Annotated in this window: 30 protein-coding genes, 4 tRNA genes, 2 rRNA genes and 1 riboswitch; of the genes, 34 read left to right on the top strand and 2 right to left on the bottom strand. The window is 53.7% G+C overall.

Annotated features, from left to right (window positions below):
• The 26 genes from BM322_RS09400 to BM322_RS09520 all read left to right on the top strand — a co-directional run.
• Positions 1-93: ribosomal RNA gene (locus BM322_RS09400) — 23S ribosomal RNA — on the top strand; the annotation flags it as partial.
• Between the two features lie 193 nt (positions 94-286).
• A 5S ribosomal RNA gene (gene rrf / locus BM322_RS09405) occupies positions 287-403 on the top strand.
• A 5-nt stretch (positions 404-408) separates the two neighbouring features.
• Positions 409-484, top strand: a tRNA-His gene (locus BM322_RS09410).
• A gap of 11 nt (positions 485-495) precedes the next feature.
• Positions 496-571, top strand: a tRNA-Trp gene (locus BM322_RS09415).
• Between the two features lie 7 nt (positions 572-578).
• Positions 579-669: transfer RNA gene (locus BM322_RS09420), tRNA-Ser, on the top strand.
• A 110-nt stretch (positions 670-779) separates the two neighbouring features.
• Positions 780-883, top strand: a riboswitch (purine riboswitch).
• Entirely contained in the window at positions 883-2,217 is a 1,335-nt protein-coding gene (locus BM322_RS09425; protein ID WP_075429916.1) for an NCS2 family permease, read from the top strand. It overlaps the preceding riboswitch by 1 nt.
• 245 nt (positions 2,218-2,462) lie before the next feature.
• Entirely contained in the window at positions 2,463-2,774 is a 312-nt protein-coding gene (gene rplU / locus BM322_RS09430; RefSeq protein ID WP_074515810.1) for a 50S ribosomal protein L21, read from the top strand.
• Positions 2,775-2,777: 3 nt separating this feature from the next.
• On the top strand, positions 2,778-3,089 hold the full coding sequence (locus BM322_RS09435; protein WP_075429919.1) for a ribosomal-processing cysteine protease Prp: 312 nt from the start codon (positions 2,778-2,780) through the stop codon (positions 3,087-3,089).
• Positions 3,090-3,103: 14 nt separating this feature from the next.
• The gene (gene rpmA, locus BM322_RS09440; protein WP_075429921.1) at positions 3,104-3,397 is read left to right on the top strand and encodes a 50S ribosomal protein L27; all 294 of its coding nucleotides are present in this window, start codon (positions 3,104-3,106) and stop codon (positions 3,395-3,397) included.
• Between the two features lie 182 nt (positions 3,398-3,579).
• Entirely contained in the window at positions 3,580-4,860 is a 1,281-nt protein-coding gene (gene obgE, locus BM322_RS09445) for a GTPase ObgE (RefSeq protein WP_075429923.1), read from the top strand.
• Between the two features lie 22 nt (positions 4,861-4,882).
• Entirely contained in the window at positions 4,883-5,185 is a 303-nt protein-coding gene (yhbY, locus tag BM322_RS09450; protein ID WP_075429925.1) for a ribosome assembly RNA-binding protein YhbY, read from the top strand.
• A gap of 15 nt (positions 5,186-5,200) precedes the next feature.
• Entirely contained in the window at positions 5,201-6,328 is a 1,128-nt protein-coding gene (gene proB / locus BM322_RS09455; RefSeq protein WP_075429927.1) for a glutamate 5-kinase, read from the top strand.
• Positions 6,329-6,348: 20 nt separating this feature from the next.
• A complete protein-coding gene (locus tag BM322_RS09460; protein WP_075429928.1) occupies positions 6,349-7,602 on the top strand; it encodes a glutamate-5-semialdehyde dehydrogenase in 1,254 nt (417 codons plus the stop codon).
• The gene (locus BM322_RS13595) at positions 7,602-7,769 is read left to right on the top strand and encodes a hypothetical protein (RefSeq protein WP_177220855.1); all 168 of its coding nucleotides are present in this window, start codon (positions 7,602-7,604) and stop codon (positions 7,767-7,769) included. The genes BM322_RS09460 and BM322_RS13595 overlap by 1 nt, the downstream gene beginning before the upstream one ends.
• Complete coding sequence (nadD, locus tag BM322_RS09465; protein ID WP_075429930.1) at positions 7,766-8,383, top strand: nicotinate-nucleotide adenylyltransferase; 618 nt, start codon at positions 7,766-7,768, stop codon at positions 8,381-8,383. The genes BM322_RS13595 and nadD overlap by 4 nt, the downstream gene beginning before the upstream one ends.
• Complete coding sequence (gene yqeK, locus BM322_RS09470) at positions 8,380-8,964, top strand: bis(5'-nucleosyl)-tetraphosphatase (symmetrical) YqeK (RefSeq protein ID WP_407047831.1); 585 nt, start codon at positions 8,380-8,382, stop codon at positions 8,962-8,964. The genes nadD and yqeK overlap by 4 nt, the downstream gene beginning before the upstream one ends.
• A gap of 36 nt (positions 8,965-9,000) precedes the next feature.
• Entirely contained in the window at positions 9,001-10,032 is a 1,032-nt protein-coding gene (locus BM322_RS09475) for an LCP family protein (RefSeq protein WP_075429932.1), read from the top strand.
• A gap of 17 nt (positions 10,033-10,049) precedes the next feature.
• Positions 10,050-10,379 (top strand): ribosome silencing factor, encoded by a 330-nt coding sequence (gene rsfS, locus BM322_RS09480; RefSeq protein WP_075430013.1) that lies wholly within the window; start codon positions 10,050-10,052, stop codon positions 10,377-10,379.
• A gap of 12 nt (positions 10,380-10,391) precedes the next feature.
• Positions 10,392-11,264: a S1 RNA-binding domain-containing protein gene (locus tag BM322_RS09485; protein WP_075429934.1), complete on the top strand. Its 873-nt coding sequence runs from the start codon at positions 10,392-10,394 to the stop codon at positions 11,262-11,264.
• Between the two features lie 119 nt (positions 11,265-11,383).
• On the top strand, positions 11,384-12,337 hold the full coding sequence (locus BM322_RS09490) for a chemotaxis protein (RefSeq protein ID WP_075429936.1): 954 nt from the start codon (positions 11,384-11,386) through the stop codon (positions 12,335-12,337).
• Positions 12,338-12,437: 100 nt separating this feature from the next.
• Positions 12,438-13,481, top strand: coding sequence for an ABC transporter substrate-binding protein (locus BM322_RS09495; RefSeq protein ID WP_075429938.1), 1,044 nt, complete (start codon positions 12,438-12,440; stop codon positions 13,479-13,481).
• 141 nt (positions 13,482-13,622) lie between these two features.
• A complete protein-coding gene (rimO, locus tag BM322_RS09500) occupies positions 13,623-14,954 on the top strand; it encodes a 30S ribosomal protein S12 methylthiotransferase RimO (protein ID WP_075429940.1) in 1,332 nt (443 codons plus the stop codon).
• An 11-nt stretch (positions 14,955-14,965) separates the two neighbouring features.
• Positions 14,966-15,448 (top strand): CinA family protein, encoded by a 483-nt coding sequence (locus BM322_RS09505; protein ID WP_075429942.1) that lies wholly within the window; start codon positions 14,966-14,968, stop codon positions 15,446-15,448.
• Between the two features lie 8 nt (positions 15,449-15,456).
• A complete protein-coding gene (locus BM322_RS09510) occupies positions 15,457-17,025 on the top strand; it encodes a DEAD/DEAH box helicase (RefSeq protein WP_075430015.1) in 1,569 nt (522 codons plus the stop codon).
• A 33-nt stretch (positions 17,026-17,058) separates the two neighbouring features.
• Positions 17,059-17,691 carry a hypothetical protein gene (locus BM322_RS09515; RefSeq protein ID WP_075429944.1) on the top strand — a complete coding sequence of 211 codons (633 nt, stop codon included), beginning with the start codon at positions 17,059-17,061 and terminating at the stop codon, positions 17,689-17,691.
• 81 nt (positions 17,692-17,772) lie between these two features.
• Positions 17,773-18,330 (top strand): hypothetical protein, encoded by a 558-nt coding sequence (locus BM322_RS09520; protein WP_143102224.1) that lies wholly within the window; start codon positions 17,773-17,775, stop codon positions 18,328-18,330.
• Positions 18,331-18,438: 108 nt separating this feature from the next.
• Here the strand turns inward: BM322_RS09520 and BM322_RS09525 are convergent.
• Both BM322_RS09525 and BM322_RS09530 read right to left on the bottom strand, forming a co-directional pair.
• Positions 18,439-18,514: transfer RNA gene (locus BM322_RS09525), tRNA-Gln, on the bottom strand.
• Positions 18,515-18,592: 78 nt separating this feature from the next.
• Positions 18,593-20,275: a DUF4127 family protein gene (locus BM322_RS09530; protein ID WP_075429948.1), complete on the bottom strand. Its 1,683-nt coding sequence runs from the start codon at positions 20,273-20,275 to the stop codon at positions 18,593-18,595.
• Positions 20,276-20,404: 129 nt separating this feature from the next.
• On the opposite strand from BM322_RS09530, the gene rsmD reads away from it, so the two are divergent.
• From rsmD to rpmF, 8 genes are all read left to right on the top strand, one after another.
• Entirely contained in the window at positions 20,405-20,980 is a 576-nt protein-coding gene (gene rsmD, locus BM322_RS09535) for a 16S rRNA (guanine(966)-N(2))-methyltransferase RsmD (RefSeq protein WP_075429950.1), read from the top strand.
• Positions 20,977-21,465: a pantetheine-phosphate adenylyltransferase gene (gene coaD / locus BM322_RS09540; protein WP_075429952.1), complete on the top strand. Its 489-nt coding sequence runs from the start codon at positions 20,977-20,979 to the stop codon at positions 21,463-21,465. The genes rsmD and coaD overlap by 4 nt, the downstream gene beginning before the upstream one ends.
• Positions 21,466-21,472: 7 nt before the next feature.
• Positions 21,473-22,069 (top strand): ATPase, encoded by a 597-nt coding sequence (locus BM322_RS09545; RefSeq protein ID WP_075429954.1) that lies wholly within the window; start codon positions 21,473-21,475, stop codon positions 22,067-22,069.
• 118 nt (positions 22,070-22,187) lie between these two features.
• Entirely contained in the window at positions 22,188-22,946 is a 759-nt protein-coding gene (gene larB, locus BM322_RS09550) for a nickel pincer cofactor biosynthesis protein LarB (protein WP_075429956.1), read from the top strand.
• A 4-nt stretch (positions 22,947-22,950) separates the two neighbouring features.
• Positions 22,951-24,165: a nickel pincer cofactor biosynthesis protein LarC gene (larC, locus tag BM322_RS09555; RefSeq protein WP_075429959.1), complete on the top strand. Its 1,215-nt coding sequence runs from the start codon at positions 22,951-22,953 to the stop codon at positions 24,163-24,165.
• 96 nt (positions 24,166-24,261) lie between these two features.
• Positions 24,262-24,723 (top strand): RpiB/LacA/LacB family sugar-phosphate isomerase, encoded by a 462-nt coding sequence (locus BM322_RS09560; RefSeq protein ID WP_075429960.1) that lies wholly within the window; start codon positions 24,262-24,264, stop codon positions 24,721-24,723.
• Between the two features lie 73 nt (positions 24,724-24,796).
• Positions 24,797-25,300: a DUF177 domain-containing protein gene (locus BM322_RS09565; protein WP_075429962.1), complete on the top strand. Its 504-nt coding sequence runs from the start codon at positions 24,797-24,799 to the stop codon at positions 25,298-25,300.
• 42 nt (positions 25,301-25,342) lie between these two features.
• Positions 25,343-25,522, top strand: coding sequence for a 50S ribosomal protein L32 (gene rpmF, locus BM322_RS09570; RefSeq protein ID WP_033170368.1), 180 nt, complete (start codon positions 25,343-25,345; stop codon positions 25,520-25,522).
• Positions 25,523-25,600 lie beyond the last annotated feature (78 nt).

Genomic DNA, 25,600 nt, shown 5'->3' on the forward strand with positions numbered 1-25,600 from the left:
GACTCCTTGAAGAAGACAAGGTAGATAGGTTGGGAGTGGAAGTGCCGTAAGGCATGCAGCGGACCAATACTAATAAGTCGAGGGCTTAACTTAAGCAGGGCGTTATGCTTGAAGGAGCAAAGCGACGCGCAAGCATTTACGCATCGCTTATGCAAAATTCACGAAGTGAATTTTACGTTCCTATAAAAATGAACAAGCATAGCAAGCCAGTCCTAGAAAGTTCGTAACAAACACATCGCATTTCTTCTGTATAGTTTTGAGTGGACATAGTTCATTCAACTGAATATCCGGTGACGATGCCTGTATGGTTCCACCTGTTCCCATACCGAACACAGTAGTTAAGCATACAGAGGCCGAAAGTACTTGTCTGGAGACGGACTGGGAGGATAGGTAGTTGCCGGTTTCATGGCGGCTTTGGTGAAGCGGTTAACACACTGGATTGTGGCTCCAGCATGCATGGGTTCGATCCCCATAAGTCGCCCCATTTTAACTATTAGGGGTATAGCTCAATTGGTAGAGCAACGGTCTCCAAAACCGTAGGTTGTGAGTTCGATTCTTACTGCCCCTGCCATATATATGGAGTGGTACTCAAGAGGCTGAAGAGGACGGTTTGCTAAATCGTTAGGCTGGGTAACCGGTGCGGAGGTTCGAATCCTCTCCACTCCGCCACTTGCAAATGTGAGCTCTGACTATGGTCAGGGCTTTTTTGTTGCATACTATAAATTGATTGAAAATTACGGTTTATTTTTCAAATTGACAAGTGTCCTTTTCTTTGCTATCCTGTATTTCGTCATAATTCTTGTATAAGCCCATTGATATGGTGTGGGTGTTTCTACCAGACAGCCGTAAACTGTCAAAGTCTATGAGGAGGCTAATTTTTCTATGCAAGCACAAACAGGTCAGCCGACCTTCCTGGAGCGTTTCTTTAAGCTGCGGGAGAAAAACACGACGGTAAGGACTGAGGTCCTTGCTGGTTTCACTACGTTCATTGCCTTGGCCTATATCATGTTCGTCAATCCGAACATCCTGGCCGATGCAGGTGTACCGAAGGAAGCTGCTATCGCATCGACCATCTGGATCGCAGCACTTTCGACTATGGTCATGGGCGTCTTTGCGAACTATCCGGTTGCTTTGGCTCCGGGTATGGGACTTAATGCGTTCTTTGCTTATTACGTCTGTGGTGTCCTGCACCTGCATTGGACGGTGGCATTAGGTGCCGTATTCTTCTCGGGCGTACTGTTCCTCATCTTGACAATCAGTCATATTCGCCAGGCCATCATCAATGCTGTTCCGCAGAATCTGCGTGTAGCAATTGGTGTCGGTATCGGTCTCTTCATCGCTTTCGTTGGTCTCAAAGGCACGGGCCTTATCATCAGCGATCCGGCAACATTCATCACGTTGGGACATGTCACGCAGCCGACGACGGCACTTGCTTTGTTCGGGCTTATTTTCACAGGTGCTTTGATGGCACGCAATGTCCAGGGGGCTATCCTGCTTGGCATCGTGGTTACGACACTGCTGTCGATGTGCCTGGGCTACTCTCCGGTACCGCACTCGTTTTCTGATGTCATCAGCACGTCCTTGCCGCATATGGGCGAGACCTTTGGCAAGCTCGATATAGCTGGTGCTTGGAACTACGGTATCGTATCAATCATCTTCACGTTTACGGTTGTTGAGCTGTTCGATAATATGGGTACCTTGATCGGTCTGACGGCAAAAGCCAAGATGGTAAAGCCGAATGGTGAGATTGAAAACATTGACCGCGCACTGACGACGGATGCTGTTGGTACGATCTGCAGTGCTATCTTCGGTACTTCTACGGTCACTTCGTACATCGAGAGTGCTGCTGGTATTGCTGCCGGTGGTAAGACGGGCCTTACGGCTGTGACGGTGGCCGTCCTGTTCTTGATCTCGTTGATGTTCGCTCCGCTCATCGGTTTGGTGCCGGGCTATGCGACGGCTCCGTCGCTGATTCTCGTCGGTGCACTTATGATGAGCGAGGTCGGCAAGGTAAACTTCCAGGATTTCACGGATGCACTGCCGGCTTTCCTGACCATCATCATGATGCCGCTGACTTCTTCCATCGCTAACGGTTTTGCTTTTGGTTTCATCAGCTTTGCGTTCATCAAGACGCTTGGCGGCAAAGCTCGCGAGGTAAGCCCCATCATGTGGCTGGTCAGCATCGCTTTCTTGATCAACTTGTTTATGCGTTCGTAAGGATAATCTACTATATAATAGCAGGAGATATTTCAGCTTTTGCTGGATGTATCCTGCTATTTTTTCGTGATAGTTTTTCTTGACATCGGACAGGGGCTATGATAAACTTTTCTACTGTAGACGCAAAACGTGCGTCTTGATTGGGTTATATACCCATCCCCAACCGCACAGCGGGGTTCGAGAAATCAGCTGATGCGAAATCAGCTGTACCGCAGCTGGCGAGTAATCTATAGGGAGGTGTTTTCATGTACGCTATTATCAAAACTGGTGGCAAGCAGTACAAGGTTTCCGAGGGTGATGTTATCACGGTCGAGAAGCTGGCTGCAGCTGAAGGCGAGGCTGTTGTCTTTGATGAGGTCCTAACGGTTGTCAACGATGGTGATGTCAAAGTCGGCAAGCCGGTTGTCGCAGGTGCCAAAGTAACGGGTAAAGTCGAGGCTCAGGGCAAAGATAAGAAGATCCTTGTTTTCAAATACAAGGCTAAATCCAACTATCGCAAACGTCAGGGTCATCGCCAGCCGTTCACGAAGGTTGTTATCGAAAAAATCGAAGCTTGATCGATGATTGAGATTCGCATCTTTTCACAAGCAGACGGGAAGATGTCCGGGTTTTCTGTCACAGGCCATAGTGGCACTGCTGAGCGGGGACAGGATATTGTCTGTGCCGGTGTTTCGTCACTGACGCAGACCGCTCTTCTGGGTATTATGGAGTACCTGCATCGCGAGGTCGATTACGACATAGCGAGTGGAAAACTCACAGTGAAGCTCAAGAGTGATCCCGATGATCTCACAGAAGCTATTATGCAATCGATGCTTCTAGGACTGATAGAGATTCAGAAGCTCAGTCCGGAGGCTGTCCGTATCTCAAGGTAACGGAGGTGAATCTAATGTTCATTTTTGATTTACAGCTGTTCGCTCATAAAAAGGGTGTCAGCTCCACGCGTAACGGCCGCGACAGCGAGTCCAAGCGCCTGGGCGTCAAGGAGCAGGCTGGCACAATCGTAACGGCTGGCAGCATCCTCGTCCGTCAGCGCGGTACGCACTTCCATCCGGGCCATAACGTCGGCATCGGTAAGGATGATACGCTGTTCGCGAAGGTAGCCGGTAAGGTTGCTTTCGAGCGTAAGGGTCGCTACAACCGTCAGGTTAGCGTCTACACGGCTGAAGAACAGGCTATGTAAGCCATGATATATACGGTACCTGCGCGCTTTTTTGGCTGCGCAGGTATTGTTATATTGAACATATAGTAACGGCGTTAAGTTGCGTTGTGGTGCATAAAGGTAAGAGCCGGTATTGAACACAATGCCGGCTTTTACTTTTATTCATCACAGGGCAAGGAAAAGGTAAGGATAAGGAGGCTACTATGCAGTTTATCGATCGTACACGCGTCATCGTCAAGGCGGGCGATGGTGGTCACGGAAAATCGGCGTTCCGGCGTGAAAAGTTTGTGCCGAAGGGCGGCCCAGCAGGCGGTGATGGTGGCCGTGGCGGCGATGTCATCTTTGTCGTCGATCCCAATATGAATACACTGCTTTATTTCCGTTTCCATCGGAAGTTTGCGGCGAAAAATGGTGAAAATGGCGACATCAAGAATCAGTATGGTGCTAATGCACCGGCCTGCTATGTCAACGTGCCTCCAGGGACGATCGTCAAGGATGAGGCAACGGGGCAGGTGCTGGCTGACCTCACGGAAATCGGTCAGCAGGCAGTGGTCTGCAAAGGTGGCCGTGGCGGCCGCGGCAACGCGAAGTTTGCGAACTCGGCCAACCGCACGCCGACCTTTGCCGAGTTCGGCGAACCGGGCGAGGCCCGCAATCTGATCCTCGAGCTCAAGCTGCTGGCAGATGTCGGCCTTGTCGGCTATCCGAGCGTCGGCAAGTCGAGTCTTGTAGCAAGCTGCTCGGCAGCGCGTCCAGAGATTGCGGAGTATCATTTCACGACAATCACGCCGGTGCTCGGTGTCGTCAAGACGGATTATGAGAAGAGCTTTGTCATGGCCGACATCCCAGGCCTTATCGAAGGCGCCGCCGATGGTGTTGGTCTCGGACATGATTTCCTGCGCCATGTGGAGCGCACGAAACTCATCCTGCACATCGTTGATGCGTCGGGACTTGAGGGCCGTGATCCCGTAGAGGATTATTATAAGATCAACACAGAGCTCAAGAAGTACAGCGAGAAGATTGCCCGCCGCACGCAGATCCTGGTGGCAAACAAGATCGATATCCCTGAAGCCCAGGAGAACCTGCCGCGCCTCAAGAAACTGGCCGAGGAAGAGGGGCTCAAGTTCTTCGAGATCTCGGCAGCTACGCGCCAAGGTGTCAATGAGCTCATCAGCTACGTCGGCGAGTGGCTGGACAACTACGTAGAGGAGCCAGAGGCCGAGGAGGAAGTCAAGGTCTACGATGAGAACGAAGAGGATCCGGAGAAGGTCACGATCTCGCGTGATATCAGCGGTGATTTTGTCGTATCGGGCAAGTCACTGGAAAAACTTGTGGCGATGACGAACTTCCTCAACGATGAGGCTGTCCGCCGTTTCCAGTATATCTGGCGCATCAAGGGCATCGACAGCAAATTGAAGGCGAAGGGAATCAAGGAGGGCGACACGGTCCACATCGGTTCCATGGAATTTGAATTCCGCGAGTAACGAGATATTAGGAGGAAATAGATTGCTTAGAAATTCACTGACTGGCAAGCAGAAGAGCTTCTTGCGCTCGATGGGCCAGAAATTAGAGCCTGTTGTCATGATGGGCAAGGACGGTGTCACGCCGACGGTCGTTGAAGCTGCCCGTGAGGCCATCAAGAAACGTGAGCTCATCAAGGTTCGTGTCCTGCAGAACTGCATGGAAGAACCTGAAGATGCCATCAAGATGCTGGCAGAGCGTGCGGATGTCAATCTCGTGCAGATTATCGGCCGCAACGGTCTGCTCTATAAACGAAACTTCGAAAAGCCGAAAATCGAACTGCCGTAAAACGGGGGCGAGCCTATGAACGCAAGAGAGCGGCTGCGCGACGCCAAGCGCATTGTCGTCAAGGTAGGGACAAGCACGCTGGCCCATGAGACCGGCAAGCTGGACCTGTACCGCATCGATCATCTGATCCGCGAGCTCGCGGATCTTCGGAACCAAGGCAAGGAAATGCTACTCGTATCGTCGGGAGCCATTGCTGCCGGCCTCGGGAAACTGGGATTAGCCAAGAAACCGGACGCCATTCCGGAGAAGCAGGCCATAGCGGCTATTGGACAGGGTGTGCTTATGCATATCTATGAGAAGTTCTTTGCCGAGTACGGACAGATCATGGGACAGGTATTACTGACCAAGGAGAATTCTGTCCGGCACAATCAGTATATCCATTCCCGGGATTCGCTGCTGGCGCAGCTGGCCATGGGGGCGATTCCGGTCATCAATGAGAATGATGCGGTTTCCGTCGATGAGATAAAGATTGGCGACAACGACAATCTGTCGGCTATGGTGGCGACGCTGGTGGATGCCGATGCTCTCATCATCCTGTCGGACATTGAGGGACTTTATACGGCAAACCCGGCCACCCATCCTGAGGCGGAGCTGATTCCTGAGATTCCCGAGATCACGCCGGAGATTGAGCAGATTGCCGGTGGTGCTGGGTCGAAGCTCGGCACTGGCGGCATGATGACCAAGATACAGGCGGCTCAGGTAGCAATGAGTGCCGGTGTAACGATGGTCATCGCGTCGGGGGCGCGTGAGGGCGTCATCCGTGATGTGCTATCTGGCGAGCCTGTGGGAACGGTGTTTCCGGCCCGCGAGTCGCACCTGCGTGTCCGCAAGAGCTGGCTGGCGTTCGGCAAGCGGCTGGCTGGTGATCTCATCGTCGATGATGGCTGTGCAGCAGCTATGCGCGAGAATGGTTCGAGCTTGCTCGCTGCTGGTGTCGTGGCCTGTGATGGCGACTTTCATGAGGGGAATACGGTGCGCGTGCTCAACCTGCGGCAGCAGGAGATTGCCCGTGGCATCGTGAATTATAATGCCGGGACTTTGCAGAAACTGCTGGGTCATAAGACGGAGGAGTTCTCGCGCATTATTGGCAGTGAAGGACCGGCAGAGGTCATTCACCGTGACAATATGGTCCTGATGGTCTGATTACCTGAGGAGGAATTTGGATGGATTTCGAAGCAGAGATGAGAAGGAAAGCAGAGGCTGCCCGTGTTGCCAGCCGTAAGCTCAGTGTTTTGCCTACTGGTGTCAAGAATGCGGCCCTGATGGCCATGGCTGATGCACTCGAAAAGCGCAGCTCCATGATCCTGGCCGCCAATGAACAGGATTTGGAGAAGGCACGGCAGAAGGGCCTCAAACGCTCCTATCTTGATCGGCTCATGCTCAATGAAAACCGGATTAGCCAGATGGCTGAGGGGCTCCGCCAGACGGCGCAGCTGCCGGATCCAATCAGCCAGGGCGATTATTCGACAATCCGCCCCAATGGCTTGGAAATCCGCCGGGTTCGCGTACCGCTGGGTGTTATTGGCATCATCTATGAGGCACGGCCGAATGTGACAGCCGATGCGGCTGGCCTGTGCCTCAAATCAGGCAATGCGGTCATCCTGCGTGGCGGTTCTGAGGCCATCCGTTCCAATACGGCAATCAGTTCGCTGCTGGCAAAGGCGGCTTATGAACATGGTATTCCGGAAGGTGCACTGCAGTTCGTCGAGTTTACGGATCGGGCTGCCGTCGATGTCATGACGCATCTTTCCGGTCTGCTCGATGTCATCATCCCGCGCGGCGGTGCTGGGTTGATAAAGCATATCGTGGAGAGCAGCTCGGTGCCGGTCATTGAGACGGGAACTGGCATTTGCCATACCTTTGTCGACGAGTCGGCAGATCAGGATATGGCTGTGGAGATTGCCATCAATGCCAAGACTTCGCATCCGTCGGTCTGCAACGCCATGGAGACGCTGCTGGTGCATCAGGCAATCGCTGCGCAGTTCCTGCCGAAACTTTGCGCAGCAATGATGGATAAACACGTAGAACTGCGTGGCTGTGAGCAGGCACGGGCTATCTGTCCGGAAATGCTGCCGGCGACTGAGGAAGACTGGTCGACAGAATATGGCGACCTTATCCTGTCGGTCAAGGTAGTGGAAGACCTCAGTGCAGCCATTGCCCACATCAATCATTATAATACTGGTCATTCGGAATCCATCGTCACGACGGATATCCGCAATGCTCATCGTTTCCAGCGTGAAGTCGATGCTGCGGCTGTTTATGTCAATGCGTCAACGCGCTTTACCGATGGCTTTGAGTTCGGCTTTGGCGCCGAAATCGGCATCAGCACGCAGAAACTCCATGCACGCGGGCCTATGGGGCTTGAGGAGCTTACGAGTACCAAGTATCTGATCTATGGTGAAGGGCAGGTCCGCTGATGGATTGGCTGACCGGTTATGTCCGTACCATCCGTCAGTATCTGGCGACGCCTAAGGGCTGCCATGATGCCAAAGATTATGGCCGGGCTTTGCTCTATATGTTGTTGACGATGGTAGGCGGACTGGCTTTGCTGGCTGGTCTGGAAGGAGGCGCATTGACGCCATGAAAGAAAACGGCCAATTGCGTATTGGTATCATGGGAGGGACTTTCGATCCCATCCATATGGCTCACTTGGCGATTGCCGAGGCTGTGCGCGAGGAATTTTGCCTGGATCAGGTACTGTTCATTCCCGCTGCCAATCCCCCGCATAAGCAGGAGCGGCAGGTGACCCCGGCTTATCATCGTCTGATGATGACACAGCTGGCGACTTCATCGCACCCAAGCTTTCACGTTTCTAAGCAGGAGCTTGAGCGCACAGGCCCTTCGTATTCGCTGCTCACGGTTCAGGAACTGCAGCAGGAATATGGGGAGGCTGCTGAACTGTTCTTTATCACAGGCTCGGATACCATCAACGAACTGCATACCTGGTATCACATCGAGGAGCTTCTGCGCCAGTGTCATTTTGTCGGAACGACAAGGCCAGGAGCACCTGTGGATAAAACGGCACTTGTCCAGCAGTTCGGAAAGATAGCTGACGAAAAGATCCACTTCCTTGCCGTGCCGGAACTTGAGATTTCTTCGACGGATATCCGCAGGCGCTTGAAAGCTGGCAGGAGCATCCGATATCTGGTACCGCCTGCGGTGGAGGCATATATCAGAAAAGAAGGGTTGTATTCATGAGTTTTGGCATGAGCTATGAGGCCATGAAAGAAGAACTGGCGGGAAGACTGAAACCAAGCCGGTTCCGGCATTCACTGGGCGTGGCCGAGACGGCAGCCGTCTTAGCCAAACGGTTTGGCGTTGATGAAGAGCAGGCGCGTGTGGCAGGATTGCTGCATGACTGCGCGCGGGAATATCGCAATGAAGATATGCTGGCGGAGGCGGAGCGCAGGGAGATTCCCGTGGGGGAAGTGGAACGAGCTATGCCGTTACTGCTGCATGCCTATATCGGTGCTAAGCGCGTCCGTGAAATCTATCAAGTAGATGATGCAGCTGTGGAGCAGGCCATTTGGCGGCATACGGTCGGCGGTGCTGGCATGACGGAGCTCGATAAGATCATCTGGTTTGCTGATATGATCGAGCCAGGACGTGACTATCCTGGTGTGGAGGAACTGCGCCAGCTGGCACGAGAGGCCAGCCTTGACGATATGGTCCTGGCGGGGCTTAGCCAGTCCATCCGGTTCGTCGTCGCGAAGGGGCATCTGATCCATCCGGATACGGTGCTGGCTCGCAACGAACTGCTGCTGAAGAAGATGCGGTAAGCAAGGAACCATAAAGCAAATAAAGAAGGTACGCCAATGGAAAATGAACAGCAGAATATTACGCGCGAGAATATCATGCGGAAACGGCAGCTGCGGGCAAGACGCCGTCGCCGTGCGTTGGTCAGGCTTTTCTTCCTGCTGATATTCTTGGGCGCCGTGACGGCTGGTGTACTGTTTGTCGGTTATACGCTGGTCTCATGGGGCAGCAATCTCTATCATGAATATCAGACGATGTATAACGGCTATACTGAGCGTCAACAGGCAAGGCGGGGCTCGATCGATCCGAAATTCGACGGCTATACGAATGTCCTTGTCATGGGGCTTGATGAAGGTGCCGATGAGGCTGAGGGTAATGTGAAGCGTGCCGACACGATACTGGTGGTAAGCCTGGAGAACGAGACGGGCAAGGTGAGGTTCATCAATATACCGCGTGATACCTGGGTAAATCTGCCCGAAGGCGGCAATGCGACAAAGCTCAAGAGTGTCTACGCCCTTGGCGGCTCACCGATGATGGTGCGCCAGGTCAGCGGTCTGCTGGGGATATCCATCCACCAGTATGTGGCCATGGATATGGCGGCATTTGCCGACCTCATCGATGCATTAGGCGGCATTGACCTATATGTTGAGGAAGATATGCAGTATGAAGATCCAGAAGCGGATCTATCCATCCAGCTGAAGCAGGGCTATCAGCATCTGACTGGTCAGCAGGCGCAGCAGTATCTGCGTTATCGCAGTTCAGAACTTGGCGATGTTGGCCGCGTGCAGCGCCAACAGAAATTCGTCAAGGCACTCTATCAAAAGCTGCTGCAGTTTGAGACCATACCGAAACTGCCAGCTGTGGCGGATATCTTCAAACAGCGCATCGATACCAGCGCCGAAATCTTTGACTCGGCACATCTGGCTAATGTCCTGCGCAGCATGAGCAGTGACACGCCAGTGAGCGTCATGCTGCCAGGCTCTGTGGCACAGGACGATGATACTATCTGGGTGCCTGATGAAGCCGGCATCCAGAAACGCATGCAGGAACTCTTTCCTGCCGACACATGGAACAAATCAGAGGAGGAATAATCTTGAAGATACAGGGAATGACAGAGGCCATATGCAAGGCGGCCAGTGATAAGAAAGCACGCGATATCGTGGTAATGGATATGCAAGGGCTGATGTCCTCGACCGATTACTTCGTGATCTGCTCGGCCAATACGGCTACGCAGGTACGCGCTATTGCTGATAATATCGAAGAGGCCATGGATGAGGCGAAAATCCCGTTCAACCATAAGGAAGGCTATCGTGAGGGCGAGTGGGTACTCTTGGATTATGGCGATGTGGTTGCGCATATCTTCATGCAGGAGGCACGCGAGTATTATGCGCTCGAGCGTCTCTGGGGCGATGCGGAACTTACGCCGTACGAAGACTGATTGAGGTCAGAGATGGAAGAAAGAAAAAAGAGGAAGTACGGGCCCAGTACGGTGGCGACGCTCAAGGTTGCCCGCATTGGAGAAATGGGGGCGTTCCTGGATGCGGAGACCGGCAATACGTCGGACGATATCCTGCTGCATAAGACGCAGCAGACAACTCCGGTGGCAGTGGGCGATGAGGTAACGGTGTTCCTGTATCTGGACCCGAAACGCCGCTTGACGGCAAGCATGCGCGTGCCGCGCATGAAGGAAGGCCAGATTGCAAGACTCAAGGTCATCAACACGAGCCGTGATGGTGCTTTCCTGGATGTCGGTGCCGAACGCGGCATCTTCATGCCCTATGCAGGCATGCGCGGGCGGCCCCAGGTCGGTGAGGTCGTATGGGCAAAACTCTATACCGATAAATCCGGCCGCCTGGCGGTCACGATGGAGGTCGAGGACGAGATGCGCCGCGCCTCACAGCCTGCGACGAACGTCCGCGTGGGCGATGAAGTCACTGGGGCTATCTATAACTACACGGATAGCGGCGCGTTCCTGTTCAGCAACGAACGCTATATCGTCTTCATCGACAACAAGGAAATGAAGACACGGCCGCGGGTCGGTGAGATCGTGACTGCGCGGGTAACCTATGTGCGGCCGGATGGAAGGCTCAATGCCTCGCTGCGTGAGGTCAAGGAAAAGGCACTGCTCACGGATTCGCAGCGCATCCTTGAGCTGTTGGAGAGCCGCAATGGCAGGATGCCTTACAGCGATGAATCTTCGCCCGAGGTCATCCGCGACAAGTTCCAGATCTCGAAAGCGGCATTCAAGCGGGCACTGGGACATCTTCTGCGCGAGGGGCGTGTCATCGAAAAGGATGGCTGGACGTATCTCAAAGAAAAATGATCGCGATGGCGGACTTTTTTCATGAAAGCAGAAGGAATTTGTTGCTTTAAGGCGAATAGAAACAACATAGATGAATTATAGAATGGGATAATACGAATCCAAGTATGGGGGCGAATTGAATGGCAGCAGAAACGAGTGGAGATAAAAAAGGGATCCTGCTTGAGACAGGCACGAATGAATTTGAGATTGTTGAGTTCAGCATCGGCCATGTGAACTATGGCATCAATGTAGCGAAGGTTCGCGAAGTCATCACGCGTACGCCGGTGACGACTATGCCACAGGCACATCCGTATATCGATGGTCTGTTCACGCTGCGCGGCAAGGCTATTCCGTTGGTCAACCTGCCACGTTGCCTGAATGTGCAGACGAATACGGAAGCAAAGAACATCATCGTAACGGAGATCAATAACTATAACATTGGTTTCCTGGTCGAGAATGTCTCGCGTATTCATCGTATTTCTTGGAAAGACATGGAACCGGCTCCGGAGGTCGGCGACCAGTCGCGCGTCGTTGGTATCGTCAAGATGAAGGATCGCATCGTGCTGTTGCTCGATTTCGAGACCATCATCGCGGAAATCAATCCGGAAATCAATGCCAAGCTGACCACGTATGAAGAGGCTACGGAGGACGTCAAGGTCAAGCGTTCGAATGTGCATGTTGTCGTAGCAGAGGATTCGCCGATGCTGCGTGACCTGCTGGTTACGACGCTGCATGAGTCGGGCTATCGTTTCGTGCGCGATTTCGGCAATGGCCAGGATGCCTGGGAGTATCTGCAGGGCTTGTCCGATCGTGATGGCAAGATCGAGGATCATGTCGGTGTCATCGTGTCCGATGTCGAGATGCCGAAGATGGATGGTCATCGACTGCTGAAACTGGTCCGTGAGGATGACAGGCTCCAGAGCGTGCCGCTGGTACTCTTCTCCTCGCTGATCAGTGATGAGATGCGTCTCAAGGGCGAGCAGCTCGGCGCATCGGGACAGATTGCGAAACCGGAGATCAATCAGCTCATCGGTTTGCTCGATAACCTCATTTTCGGGACACCGCTGCATAAAGATCATCCGGATGCTGAATAAACTAGAGCGTAGAGATTCTGTGGGACTGCCGCTGAGTTGCGGCAGTCCTTTTCTTATGATAGAATGGTACTGATTAGTATTATTTGGTGAGGTATCATCCATGAGAAGGTATACATCCCTTCTGCTGACGTCGTTCCTGCTGCTGCTGGTGGTAATAGCGGGATCTGCTTATCTGGCCGGAGCCGGACATGATGAGCAGCAGCGGCCGATGCAGGAGATAACAGTTTACACGACGCTGCCAGCAGAGCATGCGTCCATCCTCACGGCTGCCTATGAGAAACAGCATGGGGTGCGCGTGAATTTTGTGCCACTGCCAGCGGATAAGATCATGGATCGGCTGCAAGCACAGGCGCATAGCGGCAAAGACGGCGAGGCGGCCATGATACTGGCGGATCGTGAGACTTTGGCGAAAGCGGCTGTGGCAGGCTATCTGGTACCATATCTTTCTGAGGCAGGCGATCAGGTTCAGGGCGATTTCCGAGAGGAGAATGGCTACTGGGTTGGGGTATGGTATGATCCCATCGTCTTCTGTGTCAACAAGGATTATCTGAAGACCCAGGCCCATATCCCCGATACCTGGACGGATCTGGCTAAACAGTCCAAGGTGCGCATCGGCATTACGGATTTCCTGGCAGCGGATGCTTCGGCTAACCTGCTCATCAGCATGATTGCGCAGTTTGGCGATGCGGCTGCCTATGATATCTGGCGGCAGATCCATCCGAAGGTCGTCCAGTATGCACGGTATCTTTCCAATCCGGTCCGCCAGGCCGGCATGGGTGAGGTGGATATAGCCGTGGCTGTGGAGAGCGAGACCATCCGTTATATGCAGGATGGCTACCCGCTGCAGGTCGTATATCCGGCTGACGGTACGGCTGCGCTGGTCACAGGCACTGGCATGGCTTTCAAGGCGGAGCCGAAGGCCCAGCGGGCGGCTAAGGAGTTTGCCGATTGGCTTTTAAGTGACGATGCCCAGCTGGCGTTGCAGGAGCAGGGATTCTATTTCGTGCCGACTAATCCGGGGACGCTGGCCTATAAGACCTTTGCCGGCAAGAATCTCGTACTGTTCAATCAGCCAGCAGACTACACGGCACAACAGAAACACGATTTCCTTGACCGTTGGGTCAAGGAGGTCCGGTTCAAGTAATCAAGGATTTGATGATATGAGGGGACAGAGGATACCGTCTGCTTGGGCAGGCTGTATCCTCTGTATCTTGTTGTAACCCTTTGAGGAATGTCGTTACAGGAAATAGCGATTGTTTCCAGTTGTTATATCAGGAGGTAAAAAGTGAAAGCAGGTTTTATCAGTCTTGGCTGTTCCAAGAATCTTGTTGATACGGAGGTCATGCTCGGAGAGCTTACAGCGCATGGCATTGAGCTTACGCCAGATCCGGCTGAGGCCGACATCCTTATCGTCAACACGTGTGCGTTCATCCAGTCGGCCAAGGAGGAGTCCATCACGACGGTGCTCAACATGGCTGACTACAAGGAGACGGGACGCTGCCGCAGCCTGATCGTGGCTGGCTGCCTTGGCCAGCGCTACAAGCAGGAGCTTTTGGACGAGCTGCCGGAAGCTGATGCCATCCTCGGCACCGGGGCCTGGAGCCGCATCATGGAGGCAGTCGAGGAGACGCTCAAGGGACATCGTGTCGTCATTGCTGGTGAGGATGATACGCTCTATGATGAGAAAACGCCGCGCATCACGACGACGCCGGATTATACGGCTTATGTCAAGATTGCCGAGGGCTGTGACAACCGCTGCGCATTCTGTGCCATCCCACAGATCCGTGGCCGCTTCCGCAGCCGCCGCATGGAGGATATCTGCGCGGAAATCGAGCGCCTGACGGAAAAGGGCGTGCGTGAGGTCGTACTGATTGCGCAGGACAGCACGCTCTATGGTAAAGATATCTATGGCAAACCGGTGCTGGCTGAGCTCTTGCGCAACATCTGCAAGGTGCCGAAACTCAAATGGGTTCGCACGCTCTACTGCTATCCGAAATTCTTTACCGATGAGCTCATCGATGTTTATGCCAATGAGCCAAAGGTCTGCAAATACGTGGACCTGCCGCTGCAGCATGCCGATAACGATGTGCTGCGTTCGATGCATCGTCCCGATACGCGTGAGGATATGGTGGCACTCCTGGACAAGCTGCGCGCGCGCATCCCAGGCGTGACAATCCGTTCGACCTTCATCGTCGGTTTCCCCGGCGAGACTGACGAGCAGTATCAGACGCTGCGCAAGTTCCTGGAGGAACAGCGCCTTGACCGTGTCGGTGTGTTCACGTACTCGCGGGAAGAGGATACGGCTGCTTATGACATGCCGAATCAGGTGTCTGAGGAAGTCATGCAGGAGCGCTATCATGATCTCATGAGCCTGCAGAGCAAGATTTCCGAGGAGGTCAATCAGTCCTTCGAGGGCAAGGAGCTTGAGGTACTGGTGGAGGGCCGCGACGAAGAGCAGCCAAATATCTGCGTGGGCCGTTCGTACCGTGAGGCACCAGAGGTTGATGGCCAGGTCTATGTCGAGAATGATACGGACAGCAAGCCGGGCGACATCATCAAGGTCAAGGTCCTGCAGGGCTTTACCTACGATGTAGTCGGCGAGAAACTGGCAGACTGACGAGACGGCTTATGAAGGACATGGAAGAGGTGGTCGGCGATCTGCTGACCAGCCAGCACAAGACCATCGCCTGTGCCGAGTCGTGCACAGGCGGCTTGCTCACGAGCCGGCTGACCGATATTGCGGGAAGTTCGGCCTATGTGATGGGCTCGGTGGTCTGCTATACGAATCGGATCAAGGAACAGCTGGCCGGCGTGCAGCCGGAGACGATTGCTGCCTATACAGAGGTGTCAGCCGAAACGGCACGGGAGATGGCCGCAGGCATCCGCCAGCGCATCGCCACCGATATCGGCGTTGGCATCACGGGGCTGGCTGGCCCGGGCGGCGGCACCAAGGGGCAGCCCGTGGGCCTTGTCTACATTGCCGTGGCAGGAGATCATGGTACAGTGGTCCGGGAAAACCACTTCCGTGGCAGCCGCAAGGAAATCAAACAGCAAAGTGCAGAGACAGCTCTGCAGATGATACATGATTATCTATCAGGAGGAACTTTTTGAAACACGAAATGAAAAAATTTGGCGACATCGATTTGAGCCGCAAGATCCTGCAGGCAGTGACGGAGATGGGCTTTGAGGAGCCATCGCCGATTCAGGCGCAGACGATACCACTGGCGTTAGAGGGGCATGATGTCATCGGCCAGGCACAGACCGGTACGGGCAAGACGGCTGCGTTCGGCATCCCGACGGTGGAGAAGACTGCGGAAAAGTCGCGTCACATCCAGGCGCTTGTGCTGACGCCGACCCGTGAGCTGGCCATCCAGACGGCCGAGGAGCTCAACAAGATCGGCAAGTTCAAGCGCGTGCGCACGCTGCCAGTCTATGGCGGCCAGTCGATCGAACGCCAGATCAAGGCGCTGAACCGTGGTGTGCAGATCATTGTCGGCACGCCAGGGCGCCTGCTCGATCACCTGCACCGGGGGACAATCAAGCTTGAGCACGTACAGACCCTCGTGCTTGATGAGGCTGATGAGATGCTCGATATGGGCTTTATCGATGATATTGAAAACATCCTTGAGATGATACCGGCAGAGCGTCAGACGCTGCTGTTCTCAGCTACGATGCCCGCGCCCATCGAGAAGCTGTCGCTGCGTTATATGAATCATCCGCAGCGTGTGACGATCACCCGTGAGAATCTGACGGTGCCGCTTATCGACCAGGTCTACTATGAGACGCGGCAGAAGTTCGAGGGGCTTTGCCGGGTGCTCGATGTGGAGGAGACGGGCAAGCTCATCATCTTCTGCCGGACAAAACGGGCAGTCGATGACCTGTCGGCATCGCTCGATGCGCGCGGCTATTCGGCGGGTGGCCTGCATGGCGATCTGTCTCAGATCCAGCGCGACCGCGTCATGAAGAAATTCCGTGAGGGACGCATCGATGTGCTGATTGCTACCGATGTAGCGGCACGCGGCATCGACATCGATGATATTACCCATGTCATCAACTACGATATCCCGCAGGATCATGAGTCGTATGTCCATCGCATTGGCCGTACGGGCCGTGCTGGCCGCACTGGTGTGGCGATGACCTTTATCGAACCGAAGGAATACCGTCAGCTGCGCCTTATCATGAAGCTCGCCCATACGAAGATCCAGCGCCGCGAGCTGCCGACGGCCTCGGACATCCTCGAGCGGCAGAAGGAGCTGGTCCAGGAACGTCTGGTAAAGACCCTGCAGCAGAATCGGTATGATGATTATCATACCATCATTTCTGATGTGGCAGCCGAAGGCTTCGATCTCGTCGATATCGCAGCAGCGGCTTTGAAACTTTCGCTGGAGGGCTTTCAGGAGGATGCTAAGAGCGATGGGGACAGCTTCGGCGATACGGGCGGTGCACCGGGCATGGTGCGCCTGTTCCTCAATATCGGTCGTAACCAGAAGATCCGTCCCTCCGATATTGTCCGGGCAATCGCCAGTGAGGCAGATATTCCCGGGGATACGATCGGCGTCATCAACATCTATGATCGCTTTACCTTTGTGGAGGTACCTGAGGATGTGGCCGAGCGTGTCATGAACATCATGCACCGCAATACGGTCAAGGGCTATAAGGTCAATGTGGAGCCAGCACGCAAGCGCTGATACTCCCTGTGTTTATAGAAAGAAGGAATCCTGATGAATTGGAACAAGAATATGGCAATGGGCATCATGGCAGCACTCTTGCTCGGCAACACGGCACCGGCTCTGGCAGCTGAGGCAGCTCCGGCCGCTGAAGCTGAACAGGCCCAGACAGCAAAGCTCGATTACACCTATACGAGCAAGGAGTACGGTTTTACCATCCAGTGCCCGCAGCGCCCGAATGTCATTCCTGCCAGCCTGCTCTATGAGGGCAAGAAGGGCGAGGTGCTCGTCTTCGATAACGACGGCTATAACATCAAGAATGCCTGGGTTATCCTGACGGATGCCTTTGATGGCGCCAAGACGCCGGATTTCAATAAGATCAATGAAGAAGAGGCCAAGAAATATCTGACAGAGTTGATGAACAGCAATGCGTATGAAGGAATCACCCTGGTGAACCTCAGTGCGACGAACAAGGCTGTTTACGCAGTAACGGCCAAGGAAGTCGAAGTGGATACCGATGGTGATGGCAAGTATGATGCCAAGGCGACTGCTGACACGCAGATGGCGGTGACGTTCTTCCGTGGGAACAAGGGTGGCTGCTATTCGATCCAGCTGATCGATAATCCGGTACTGCGTGGCAGTGAGATCAAATTGTTCCAGCAGGGCGTGGCTAGTTTCCAGGAATAAGCAGGATTTTCCGTGTTGATGCAGAATTACATCTAACGTGAATGTGTGATACCAACATGGAATACATTGGGGGATTACGGGATGAAACGTAGCAAGAAAAGAGGAACGGTATTATTGGCCGCTGCTTTGTGGATGATGCAGGGCATGACAACTGTCAGCGCTGGTATGGGGGAAGTGGATTACAGCGGCCTGCCTAACAAGAATACACGTCTGCATTGGGAGGCGGTAGGAACAGTGCCGCAGGAGAGACCGGCAGAAAACAAGCAAGCCCAGGCTCCCAAGGCGATTCCTGTCATCATCACGGCAGCAGATATCGAGGCGCAGAAAAAGGCCGGGAAAAAGCTGCCGGCAGAGCCAGTGCCACAACAGCCAGCTCCTGTGCCGGTACAGCAGCCAGCGCCTGCACCTAAGCCACAGCCTGTAGTCCCCGCAGTAAAGCCGGCGGAAAATACGGTGGAGCTGCCGCCAATCCAGCCGATAGCGGCAAGTCCGCAGTTGCCGGCAAAACCTGTGAAAGCAGATAAGGTCGTGGAATTGCCACCAATCGAAAAAGTACCGGCAGCAGTCTCGCAAGGGAAAAAGGATGAGGCCAAGGAAAAGCAGTCGGTAGAACTGCCGCCAATTCAGCCGGTAAGATAAGCTTATATAAAAAAGACGTGATATCTGATCGCTTCGGATATCACGTCTTTTTTATATAAGCGAGGACACAAAAAACCGCTATCCAACCAGATAGCGGTAAATGTTCAATGGCAGGGGTAGCTGGACTCGAACCAACGCATGCGGGATTCAGAGACCCGTGCCTTACCAACTTGGCGATACCCCTGTAAGGTTTCTGACTCAGTGAGCCATCGACATTTATATATTATATAGAGATGCTGGTGATGTGTCAAGCTTTTTTTTATTATTTTGTGGGCATGGCAAAATAGGGCGTGGTCTCCAGCCAGATCTCAAAGGTGCGTGGCCAGGGATAGCTGAGGTCGGCGGTCATGTCCTGCATCAGCAATGTGAAGCCGCCAGAGGGGGAGGCAAAGGTTACGGGTTGGCGGAAGGCGCGGGTATTCTTGTAGGCGGCTAAGTGTTCTTTCATGGCACCTTGCAGCATGCGGTTGGCCCAGCGATGATTGTGTTCGAGGTCAAGGTCGGCTGTGTTATGGTAGCCGGCTTTCTGCAGCGAGAGATTGACGAGATCGATGTCTTCTTTTAAATAGAAGTAATCTTCGAGCAGGCGGTTCTGCAGGAAGGTGAGATTGGCAGCCGTCAGGCCAATCATTTCGTCAAGGCTGACGGCCTGCTGGCGCGATGCTTCGTAGAGGCTGGCCTGGGCCAGAGCGGTACCGATGCTGTTGCTGGTGGTATTCCAGCCGGCATAGGCGATAAGGTTATTTATCGGATAATCACTGTCCAGCAGCAAGGGCAGGACGGTTTCCTGCGCCGTAAAATGCTTGCTGAGATCGACAAGTGCGACAGGCTGATCATTTTTGCGGGCAATCTGTAGATATCCTACTGTCTGCATGCGGCTGGCTAAGTCATCCTCATCGCTGTTGCAAGTGGAGACAAACAGGGTGAAGTCAGCAGCGTCGGGGGTATCACTTTCCTCGCCGCCGAGCAGGGCAATCTTTTCACGGACGGTTTCCGCGGTACTGATGGCCATATAGGGCATGACGCGGTCAGGTGTGGCGGGAGAGTTGTACTGCACGAATATACGCGGGCAGTAACCTGCCTGGCGGTTCTTGATGGTGGCGAGCAGCGAGAGGGCAATCTCGTCAGCACCATGCGTCAGGATGACTTTGCCTGTGGGAAGGTCTTGACTGGCGATAAAGTCTTTGAGTTCATTCTTTTCGATGTTGGGGATGCTGAATGGCTCGCCGTCATCCTGCCCAAGGATCAGCTGGGCAAGGACGCCTTCGTGTACCAGCCGGATAAGCGCCTCGTTCAGCTGCTTGTTTTCTTCAAAATGGGCGAGGTAGCGGGACATGCTGCCCGCGGGGATGGCCTTCTCGAGGCGCATGAGTTCCTGCTCGTCGATGGGCAGGCCTTCGGCCTGACGTCCTTTGAGACGCGAGTAAGCCAGCAGATCTTTGCGTTCCTGATAGCCATCGATGGTATCCTGCGGAGTCTGTCGGGGCAGGATGCTGAAGGCGTAGAGCGGGATGTCCGGATGCTCGGCGTGCAGCTTGCGCAGGTACTGCAGCAGGCTGTCGATTTCGGCAGGAGAGACTTCTTTTTCGCGGGCGGCCAGCAGGCCTCCGTAGAGCAGCTGGTCGATAGAGAGGATTGCCGATTGGCTGCTGCCGATTTCCTGGCTGAGCCATTGGCGCATTCCCTGGGTGTCGCCGGGCTGTGAGTAGTAGTCCTGCAATTCGGTGGGCGGAGCTTCGACGCGTGTGCCGGCAATGCGGCCGGCATCGATGACGAACTGGCGGCAAGGGGGACGGCCGTCAAGCGGAATGAGCAGGACGGTGGTATCCATAGGACGTTGGGGCGCTATGGGGACTGCTGGCTGAAAATAGCGGATAAGCTGCCAGACAGCCAGCATGAGGATGAGCAGCATGAGCGGTATAATATAACGATAACGTCGTTTCACGATAAACTCCTCTGTAATAAATATTCTTTGCACATTATACCACACGAGCAGTTCACTATTCGGGAAAAATATGATAAAATAAGTTTGTTTACTGTGAAGTAAATAACAGCACAGGATGGAGTGGATGAGATGAGAATCATCACGGGCTCAGCCCGAGGATGCCGGCTGAAGACGCCTAAAGGGCAGGATACACGGCCGACAGCCGACCGCATCAAGGAGTCGCTGTTCAATATCCTGGGGCAGAAGGTACTCGACCGCAAGGTGCTCGATATCTTTGCCGGTACGGGCAGCCTAGGCTTGGAAGCAGTGTCGCGTGGTGCTGGATGTGCCGTGCTGGTGGATAAAGCTACAGCGTCGCTCATACAGGAAAATGCGCGTTTGACACGGCTGCAGGATAAGGTCAAAGTACGGGGCGGCGATGTCTTTGCCGAACTTGGACAGCTTGACCGCAGTCAGGCAGGATTTGATTTGATCTTTTGCGATCCGCCGTATCATAAGGGACTTTGGGAAAAAGCGCTTATGATGATTGACCAGTCTGAGGGTATCATGGCGCATAACGGGATCCTGGTTGTTGAGCATGGTGCCGATGAGAATGAGCTTCCGGTGCTTAGCCGCTTGATGGCCGTCATGAATCGTCGCTATGGGCATACAACGCAGCTGACCTTCTTTCAGTGGCGGGCGTATGTCGAGGAGGTGGAGCCATGACCAGAGCAGTGTGCTCCGGCAGCTTTGACCCGGTGACCAATGGTCATGTCGATGTTTTTGAGCGGGCCAGCCAGATGTTTGACGAGCTGATCATCTGTGTATTCCAGAATCCCAGCAAGCGAGGGTTCCTGCCAATTGAGCAGCGGGTGGAGCTGCTGCGGCAATCGGTCAGTCACCTGCCGAATGTGCAGGTCAAGTCATTTTCAGGTCTGATTACGGAGTTCATGCGCAAGCACGAGGCAAAGGTCATCGTTCGCGGTATCCGCTCGGTAAAAGATCTCGAATATGAGGAAAATGAGGCGTATATGATCCGTCATATCGCGCCGGAAATCGATACGGTTTTTTTGTTGACACGGCCGGATTACTCGTATGTGAGTTCATCTGGCATTCGTGAACTTTTCAGCTTTAATGGCAGTATTCATGGCCTGGTGCCAGAATGTGTCGAACAGGCGATGATAGAATTACAGCAAAGAGAAAGGAAGTAAGCGGCATATGTCAGTACGCGATACCTTGGATAGACTCGAGAATATGGTTGTGGGAGCTTCACATTTTCCCTTTACGGAAAAGACGCTGATCAATGATAACGAACTCATTCATTATGTGGATGAACTGCGTAATGATCTGCCGAAGGAACTCAATCGCGCCGATGAGATCATGCGGAACCGTGAGCAAATCTTGGAGGATGCGCGTAAAGAGGCGGAGCAGATCAAGAAAGAGGCCAAAGAGTATGCCGAGCGCATTACGGATGAAAACGAGATCGTCCAGCAGGCTAAGGAGAAGGCCAAGACGATCCTGCAGCAGACGCAGCAGCAGGAGCGTGAGATCATGGAGCGCACGCAGAAGAATGCGACGCAGCTGCAGAATGATGCTGATGCTTATGCCAATCAGGTATTTGAGCAGCTCATTGCACATGTTACGGGAACCTTCCAGGGGGTACGTCAAGCAGAGCAGGGCTTGCAGCAGGCCTTGAATGTCCTGCAGCAGGCTAAGACGCAGATGAATCAGCAGGCTGCTCGCCAGGCACAGCAGGCTGCCGCTGCAACGGCAGCATCGTCGGCACAGCTGGCAGAAGCACAGGAAAACGAATAAGGTAAGAACAAAGCAGCCGTGTCGCTTGGCAGTGATACGGCTGCTTTTCCGTTAGAGGATTTTTCTTTTTTAGCGCGAATATCTTTTAGATAGTTGACTAGGGAATGGAGGTGGACAGATGACTGAGGCAGAGATAACCCAGCTGCTGCAGGCATACAAGCAGGGGAATATTGCGGAGCAGGAAGCCGTGCAAAGGCTCATCGATGCACCGTTTGAGGAGATGAAGTTTGCGGAGGTGGACCATCATCGTGAACTGCGGCAGGGAATGCCCGAAGTAATCTATGCGGCCGGCAAGACGCCGGAGCAGGTACGGGATATCTTTTATTCGCTATACACGCATAGTCAGGGAAATCTGCTGGCTACGCGGGCGGAGCGCAAGCATTACGAGAAGGTCTGTGAGAAGGTGCCTGAAGCCGAATACGATGAGATGGCACGGGCAATCTATCTGGACCGCGACACGCGGCTGCAGCGTGATGCGGATCATCAGATCCTGATCCTGACGGCAGGTACCAGTGATATCCCTGTCGCTGAGGAGGCTAGGCTTACGGCGTATCTGTTTGGCAATGCGGTAAATACCTGCTATGATTGCGGCGTCGCCGGCATACACCGGTTGTTCGCGCATTTGCCAGCGATAAAGGCGGCAAATGTCATCGTGGTCATTGCCGGTATGGAGGGGGCCCTGGCCAGTGTGGTCGGCGGCCTTACCGATAAGCCGGTGATTGCCGTGCCGACAAGCGTGGGTTATGGTGCGTCCTTCCATGGGGTAGCAGCTTTGTTGTCGATGCTCAACAGCTGCGCCATGGGGGTATCTGTCGTGAATATTGATAATGGCTTTGGTGCAGGAGCCTTGGCCAGCAAGATAAATAAGTTGAGGTGAAACCATGCGCGCAATATATCTGGATTGCTTTGCCGGAATCAGCGGCAATATGTTTTTGGGGGCAATGCTGCAGGCAGGGGTGCCAGCAGCACTTTTAGAGAAAGAATTGGCAAAACTTCCCATCCATGAGGAATTTCGGCTGGAGATCGCTGACGTCGTGAAAAATGGCATCCATGCTGCATATGTGGATGTCAAGCTCACGGGTGCCGGGCATCATCACGGAGCCCATGATCATCATCATGCCCATGCGCATCGTACCATGGCAGATATTCGCGCGCTGCTGGAAAAATCGTCCCTGTCGATGGCGGTAAAGCAGCAGGCACTGGCAATCTTTATGGAGATTGCCAAAGCGGAGGGCAAGGTGCATGGTAAGCCGGCAGATGAAGTGGCCTTCCATGAAGTGGGCGCTGTGGATTCTATCGTCGATATCGTTGGGGCGGCGGTGTGCCTGGATTATCTGGAGATAGAGCGCGTCTTTGTCTCGCCATTGACGTTGGGCCGTGGTTTTGTTTCCTGTGCGCATGGGCTCATGCCTATTCCTGCGCCGGCTGTGGCAGAGCTCTTGCTGGGGTGGCAGACGGAACCGGGCACGGAGGAGAAAGAATTGGTAACGCCAACAGGTGCTGGTATCGTCAAGGCTTTGGGCGCGTACAGCGAGGGGGTTCCTAAGGGCTTCATGACAGAATGCATCGGCTATGGTGCTGGCAGCCATGAACTGACGATTCCTAATGTCCTGCGGCTTTATCTGGGAGAATATCACGGTGATGCCAGAGGCCAGTTGTCAGTTATCGAGGCGAATATTGATGATATGCCCCCCCAGATTTATGGCTATCTGTTTGACCGCCTGCTGGTGGCAGGGGCATTAGATGTCTGGGTGACGCCGATAGTCATGAAGAAGAATCGGCCGGCGCATAAATTGTCTGTTCTGGTGGAGGAAAAAGTAAAACGTCAGTGCATCGATATCATCTTCAGGGAATCCACCAGCATTGGATTGCGAATCATGCCTGTGGATAAACGTTTGGAAGCATCGCGGCATATTGCCAAAGTGGAGACGAGATTTGGCGTAGTCAACTGCAAGGTAAGCGCCTGGGATGGAAAGCTCTGCAGCTTGTCCCCGGAGTATGAAGATTGCCGCCGTCTGGCCGAGGCGAGCGATGTGCCTTTGAAGGCTGTGCAGCAGGAGGCCGTACAGGTATTCAAAGAGCGTCTGGGAGATTGAGGGAAGGTTCGTCAAGCCTTTCCTATCTGTTGACAAATAAGGAACCTCTCGTTACAATCAAAGTATTATTCAATGATGGTAACGGGAGGATTTTTTATGAAGATTGCAATGGCGAACGATCATGCCGGCACGAACCTGAAGAATGAGATCAAGGCTTACCTTGAAAGCGAAGGCCATGAGGTCAAGGATTTCGGCACCTATGATGAAGAGTCCTGCGACCTGTCGGATTTCGTCTATCCGGCGGCCATGGCTGTGGCTAAGGGGGAGTGTGACCGCGGCATTTTTGTTGACGGTGTCGGCTATGGCAGCGCTATGATTGCCAACAAGCTGAATGGCATCTATGCAGTGGTCTGCCAGGATCCATTCTGCGCGCAGCTGGCCCGCCAGCACAATGACAGCAATGTCCTGTGCCTCGGTGGCAAGATCATTGGCGGTGCTATCGCGATGGAGACGGTCAAGACCTGGATGCATACGGATCCGTTGACGGCAGAAAAATATGTGCGCCGCGTGCAGAAGGTCAAAGAGATCAATGATAAGCACTGTGTACCAGTAAAGTGAGTGTGCGCCAGTCAAGGAGATTTTCTTGACAAACGAAATGACGGTCGCTATAATGGATTGAGGTTGATGCTGAATGATGAATGTTAATATTGCTGAATTGAAAACCGATTTAGGCAGGGAGCTTCCCTTTTCCTTTACGACGACTGCCGAGGAACTTGATGCCGTAAGCGATGATTACCAGTTCGAGGGACCAATCATGGTCACGGGAACGGTAGTCTATACAGGCTCATGCTGGCGTGTGGCCGGGAAGATCGAGGATGTGAAGACCTTTGTCTGTGGTCGGTGTCTGGCTGATTGCCGGGAGAATCAGGTTCATGATTTTTCGGAGGATTTCAGCCGGGAGGCAGCGGAAACAGAAGACTTAGTCAATGTGTTTGAGGGAGATATGCTGGATATCCAGGATATGATCCGGGATACCCTGCTTGCGGCCCAGCCGCTCAGTAATATCTGCAAGCCCGACTGCAAAGGGCTTTGTCCGGTGTGCGGGCATAATCTGAATGAGGGCGATTGCGGCTGTGATCGTTTCGTTCCTGATCCGCGCATGGCAGCATTACAGCAATTATTGAAAAAGGAATAAGTTCCCCGTAGGAACACAGAGACTTAAGGAGGTGTATCCGACATGGCAGTACCAAAGCGTAAAACTTCCAAGGCTCGTCGCGATCAGCGTCGTGCAAACTGGAAATTAGAGGCTCCGGGTTTCGTTTCTTGCCCGCAGTGCCACGAGCCGAAGATGCCTCATCATGTATGCCCGGAATGCGGCTACTATGATGGCAAAGAGGTTGTCAAGGCAGCAGAATAATAGAAGCTGTATAAGCAGGACGAGTTTGTCCTGCTTATTTTATTGTTTTCAGACAACTGCTACTTGCAATTTTAGGAC

This window comes from Selenomonas sp. GACV-9, from assembly GCA_900116485.1.
GTDB lineage: Bacteria > Bacillota > Negativicutes > Selenomonadales > Selenomonadaceae > Selenomonas_A > Selenomonas_A ruminantium_G.

Coding starts and splice junctions, on each gene's coding strand:
- BM322_RS13595 (WP_177220855.1), top strand. CDS start 7,602: ATGGATTGGCTGACCGGTTATGTCCGTACCATCCGTCAGTATCTGGCG.
- BM322_RS09490 (WP_075429936.1), top strand. CDS start 11,384: ATGGCAGCAGAAACGAGTGGAGATAAAAAAGGGATCCTGCTTGAGACA.
- BM322_RS09565 (WP_075429962.1), top strand. CDS start 24,797: ATGATGAATGTTAATATTGCTGAATTGAAAACCGATTTAGGCAGGGAG.
- BM322_RS09545 (WP_075429954.1), top strand. CDS start 21,473: ATGTCAGTACGCGATACCTTGGATAGACTCGAGAATATGGTTGTGGGA.
- BM322_RS09435 (WP_075429919.1), top strand. CDS start 2,778: ATGATTGAGATTCGCATCTTTTCACAAGCAGACGGGAAGATGTCCGGG.
- BM322_RS09520 (WP_143102224.1), top strand. CDS start 17,773: ATGAAACGTAGCAAGAAAAGAGGAACGGTATTATTGGCCGCTGCTTTG.
- coaD (WP_075429952.1), top strand. CDS start 20,977: ATGACCAGAGCAGTGTGCTCCGGCAGCTTTGACCCGGTGACCAATGGT.
- BM322_RS09475 (WP_075429932.1), top strand. CDS start 9,001: ATGGAAAATGAACAGCAGAATATTACGCGCGAGAATATCATGCGGAAA.
- BM322_RS09510 (WP_075430015.1), top strand. CDS start 15,457: ATGAAAAAATTTGGCGACATCGATTTGAGCCGCAAGATCCTGCAGGCA.
- rsfS (WP_075430013.1), top strand. CDS start 10,050: ATGACAGAGGCCATATGCAAGGCGGCCAGTGATAAGAAAGCACGCGAT.
- BM322_RS09505 (WP_075429942.1), top strand. CDS start 14,966: ATGAAGGACATGGAAGAGGTGGTCGGCGATCTGCTGACCAGCCAGCAC.
- BM322_RS09460 (WP_075429928.1), top strand. CDS start 6,349: ATGGATTTCGAAGCAGAGATGAGAAGGAAAGCAGAGGCTGCCCGTGTT.
- rplU (WP_074515810.1), top strand. CDS start 2,463: ATGTACGCTATTATCAAAACTGGTGGCAAGCAGTACAAGGTTTCCGAG.
- yqeK (WP_407047831.1), top strand. CDS start 8,380: ATGAGTTTTGGCATGAGCTATGAGGCCATGAAAGAAGAACTGGCGGGA.
- rpmF (WP_033170368.1), top strand. CDS start 25,343: ATGGCAGTACCAAAGCGTAAAACTTCCAAGGCTCGTCGCGATCAGCGT.
- BM322_RS09495 (WP_075429938.1), top strand. CDS start 12,438: ATGAGAAGGTATACATCCCTTCTGCTGACGTCGTTCCTGCTGCTGCTG.
- BM322_RS09515 (WP_075429944.1), top strand. CDS start 17,059: ATGAATTGGAACAAGAATATGGCAATGGGCATCATGGCAGCACTCTTG.
- larC (WP_075429959.1), top strand. CDS start 22,951: ATGCGCGCAATATATCTGGATTGCTTTGCCGGAATCAGCGGCAATATG.
- BM322_RS09560 (WP_075429960.1), top strand. CDS start 24,262: ATGAAGATTGCAATGGCGAACGATCATGCCGGCACGAACCTGAAGAAT.
- nadD (WP_075429930.1), top strand. CDS start 7,766: ATGAAAGAAAACGGCCAATTGCGTATTGGTATCATGGGAGGGACTTTC.
- BM322_RS09485 (WP_075429934.1), top strand. CDS start 10,392: ATGGAAGAAAGAAAAAAGAGGAAGTACGGGCCCAGTACGGTGGCGACG.
- obgE (WP_075429923.1), top strand. CDS start 3,580: ATGCAGTTTATCGATCGTACACGCGTCATCGTCAAGGCGGGCGATGGT.
- proB (WP_075429927.1), top strand. CDS start 5,201: ATGAACGCAAGAGAGCGGCTGCGCGACGCCAAGCGCATTGTCGTCAAG.
- larB (WP_075429956.1), top strand. CDS start 22,188: ATGACTGAGGCAGAGATAACCCAGCTGCTGCAGGCATACAAGCAGGGG.
- BM322_RS09425 (WP_075429916.1), top strand. CDS start 883: ATGCAAGCACAAACAGGTCAGCCGACCTTCCTGGAGCGTTTCTTTAAG.
- rsmD (WP_075429950.1), top strand. CDS start 20,405: ATGAGAATCATCACGGGCTCAGCCCGAGGATGCCGGCTGAAGACGCCT.
- rpmA (WP_075429921.1), top strand. CDS start 3,104: ATGTTCATTTTTGATTTACAGCTGTTCGCTCATAAAAAGGGTGTCAGC.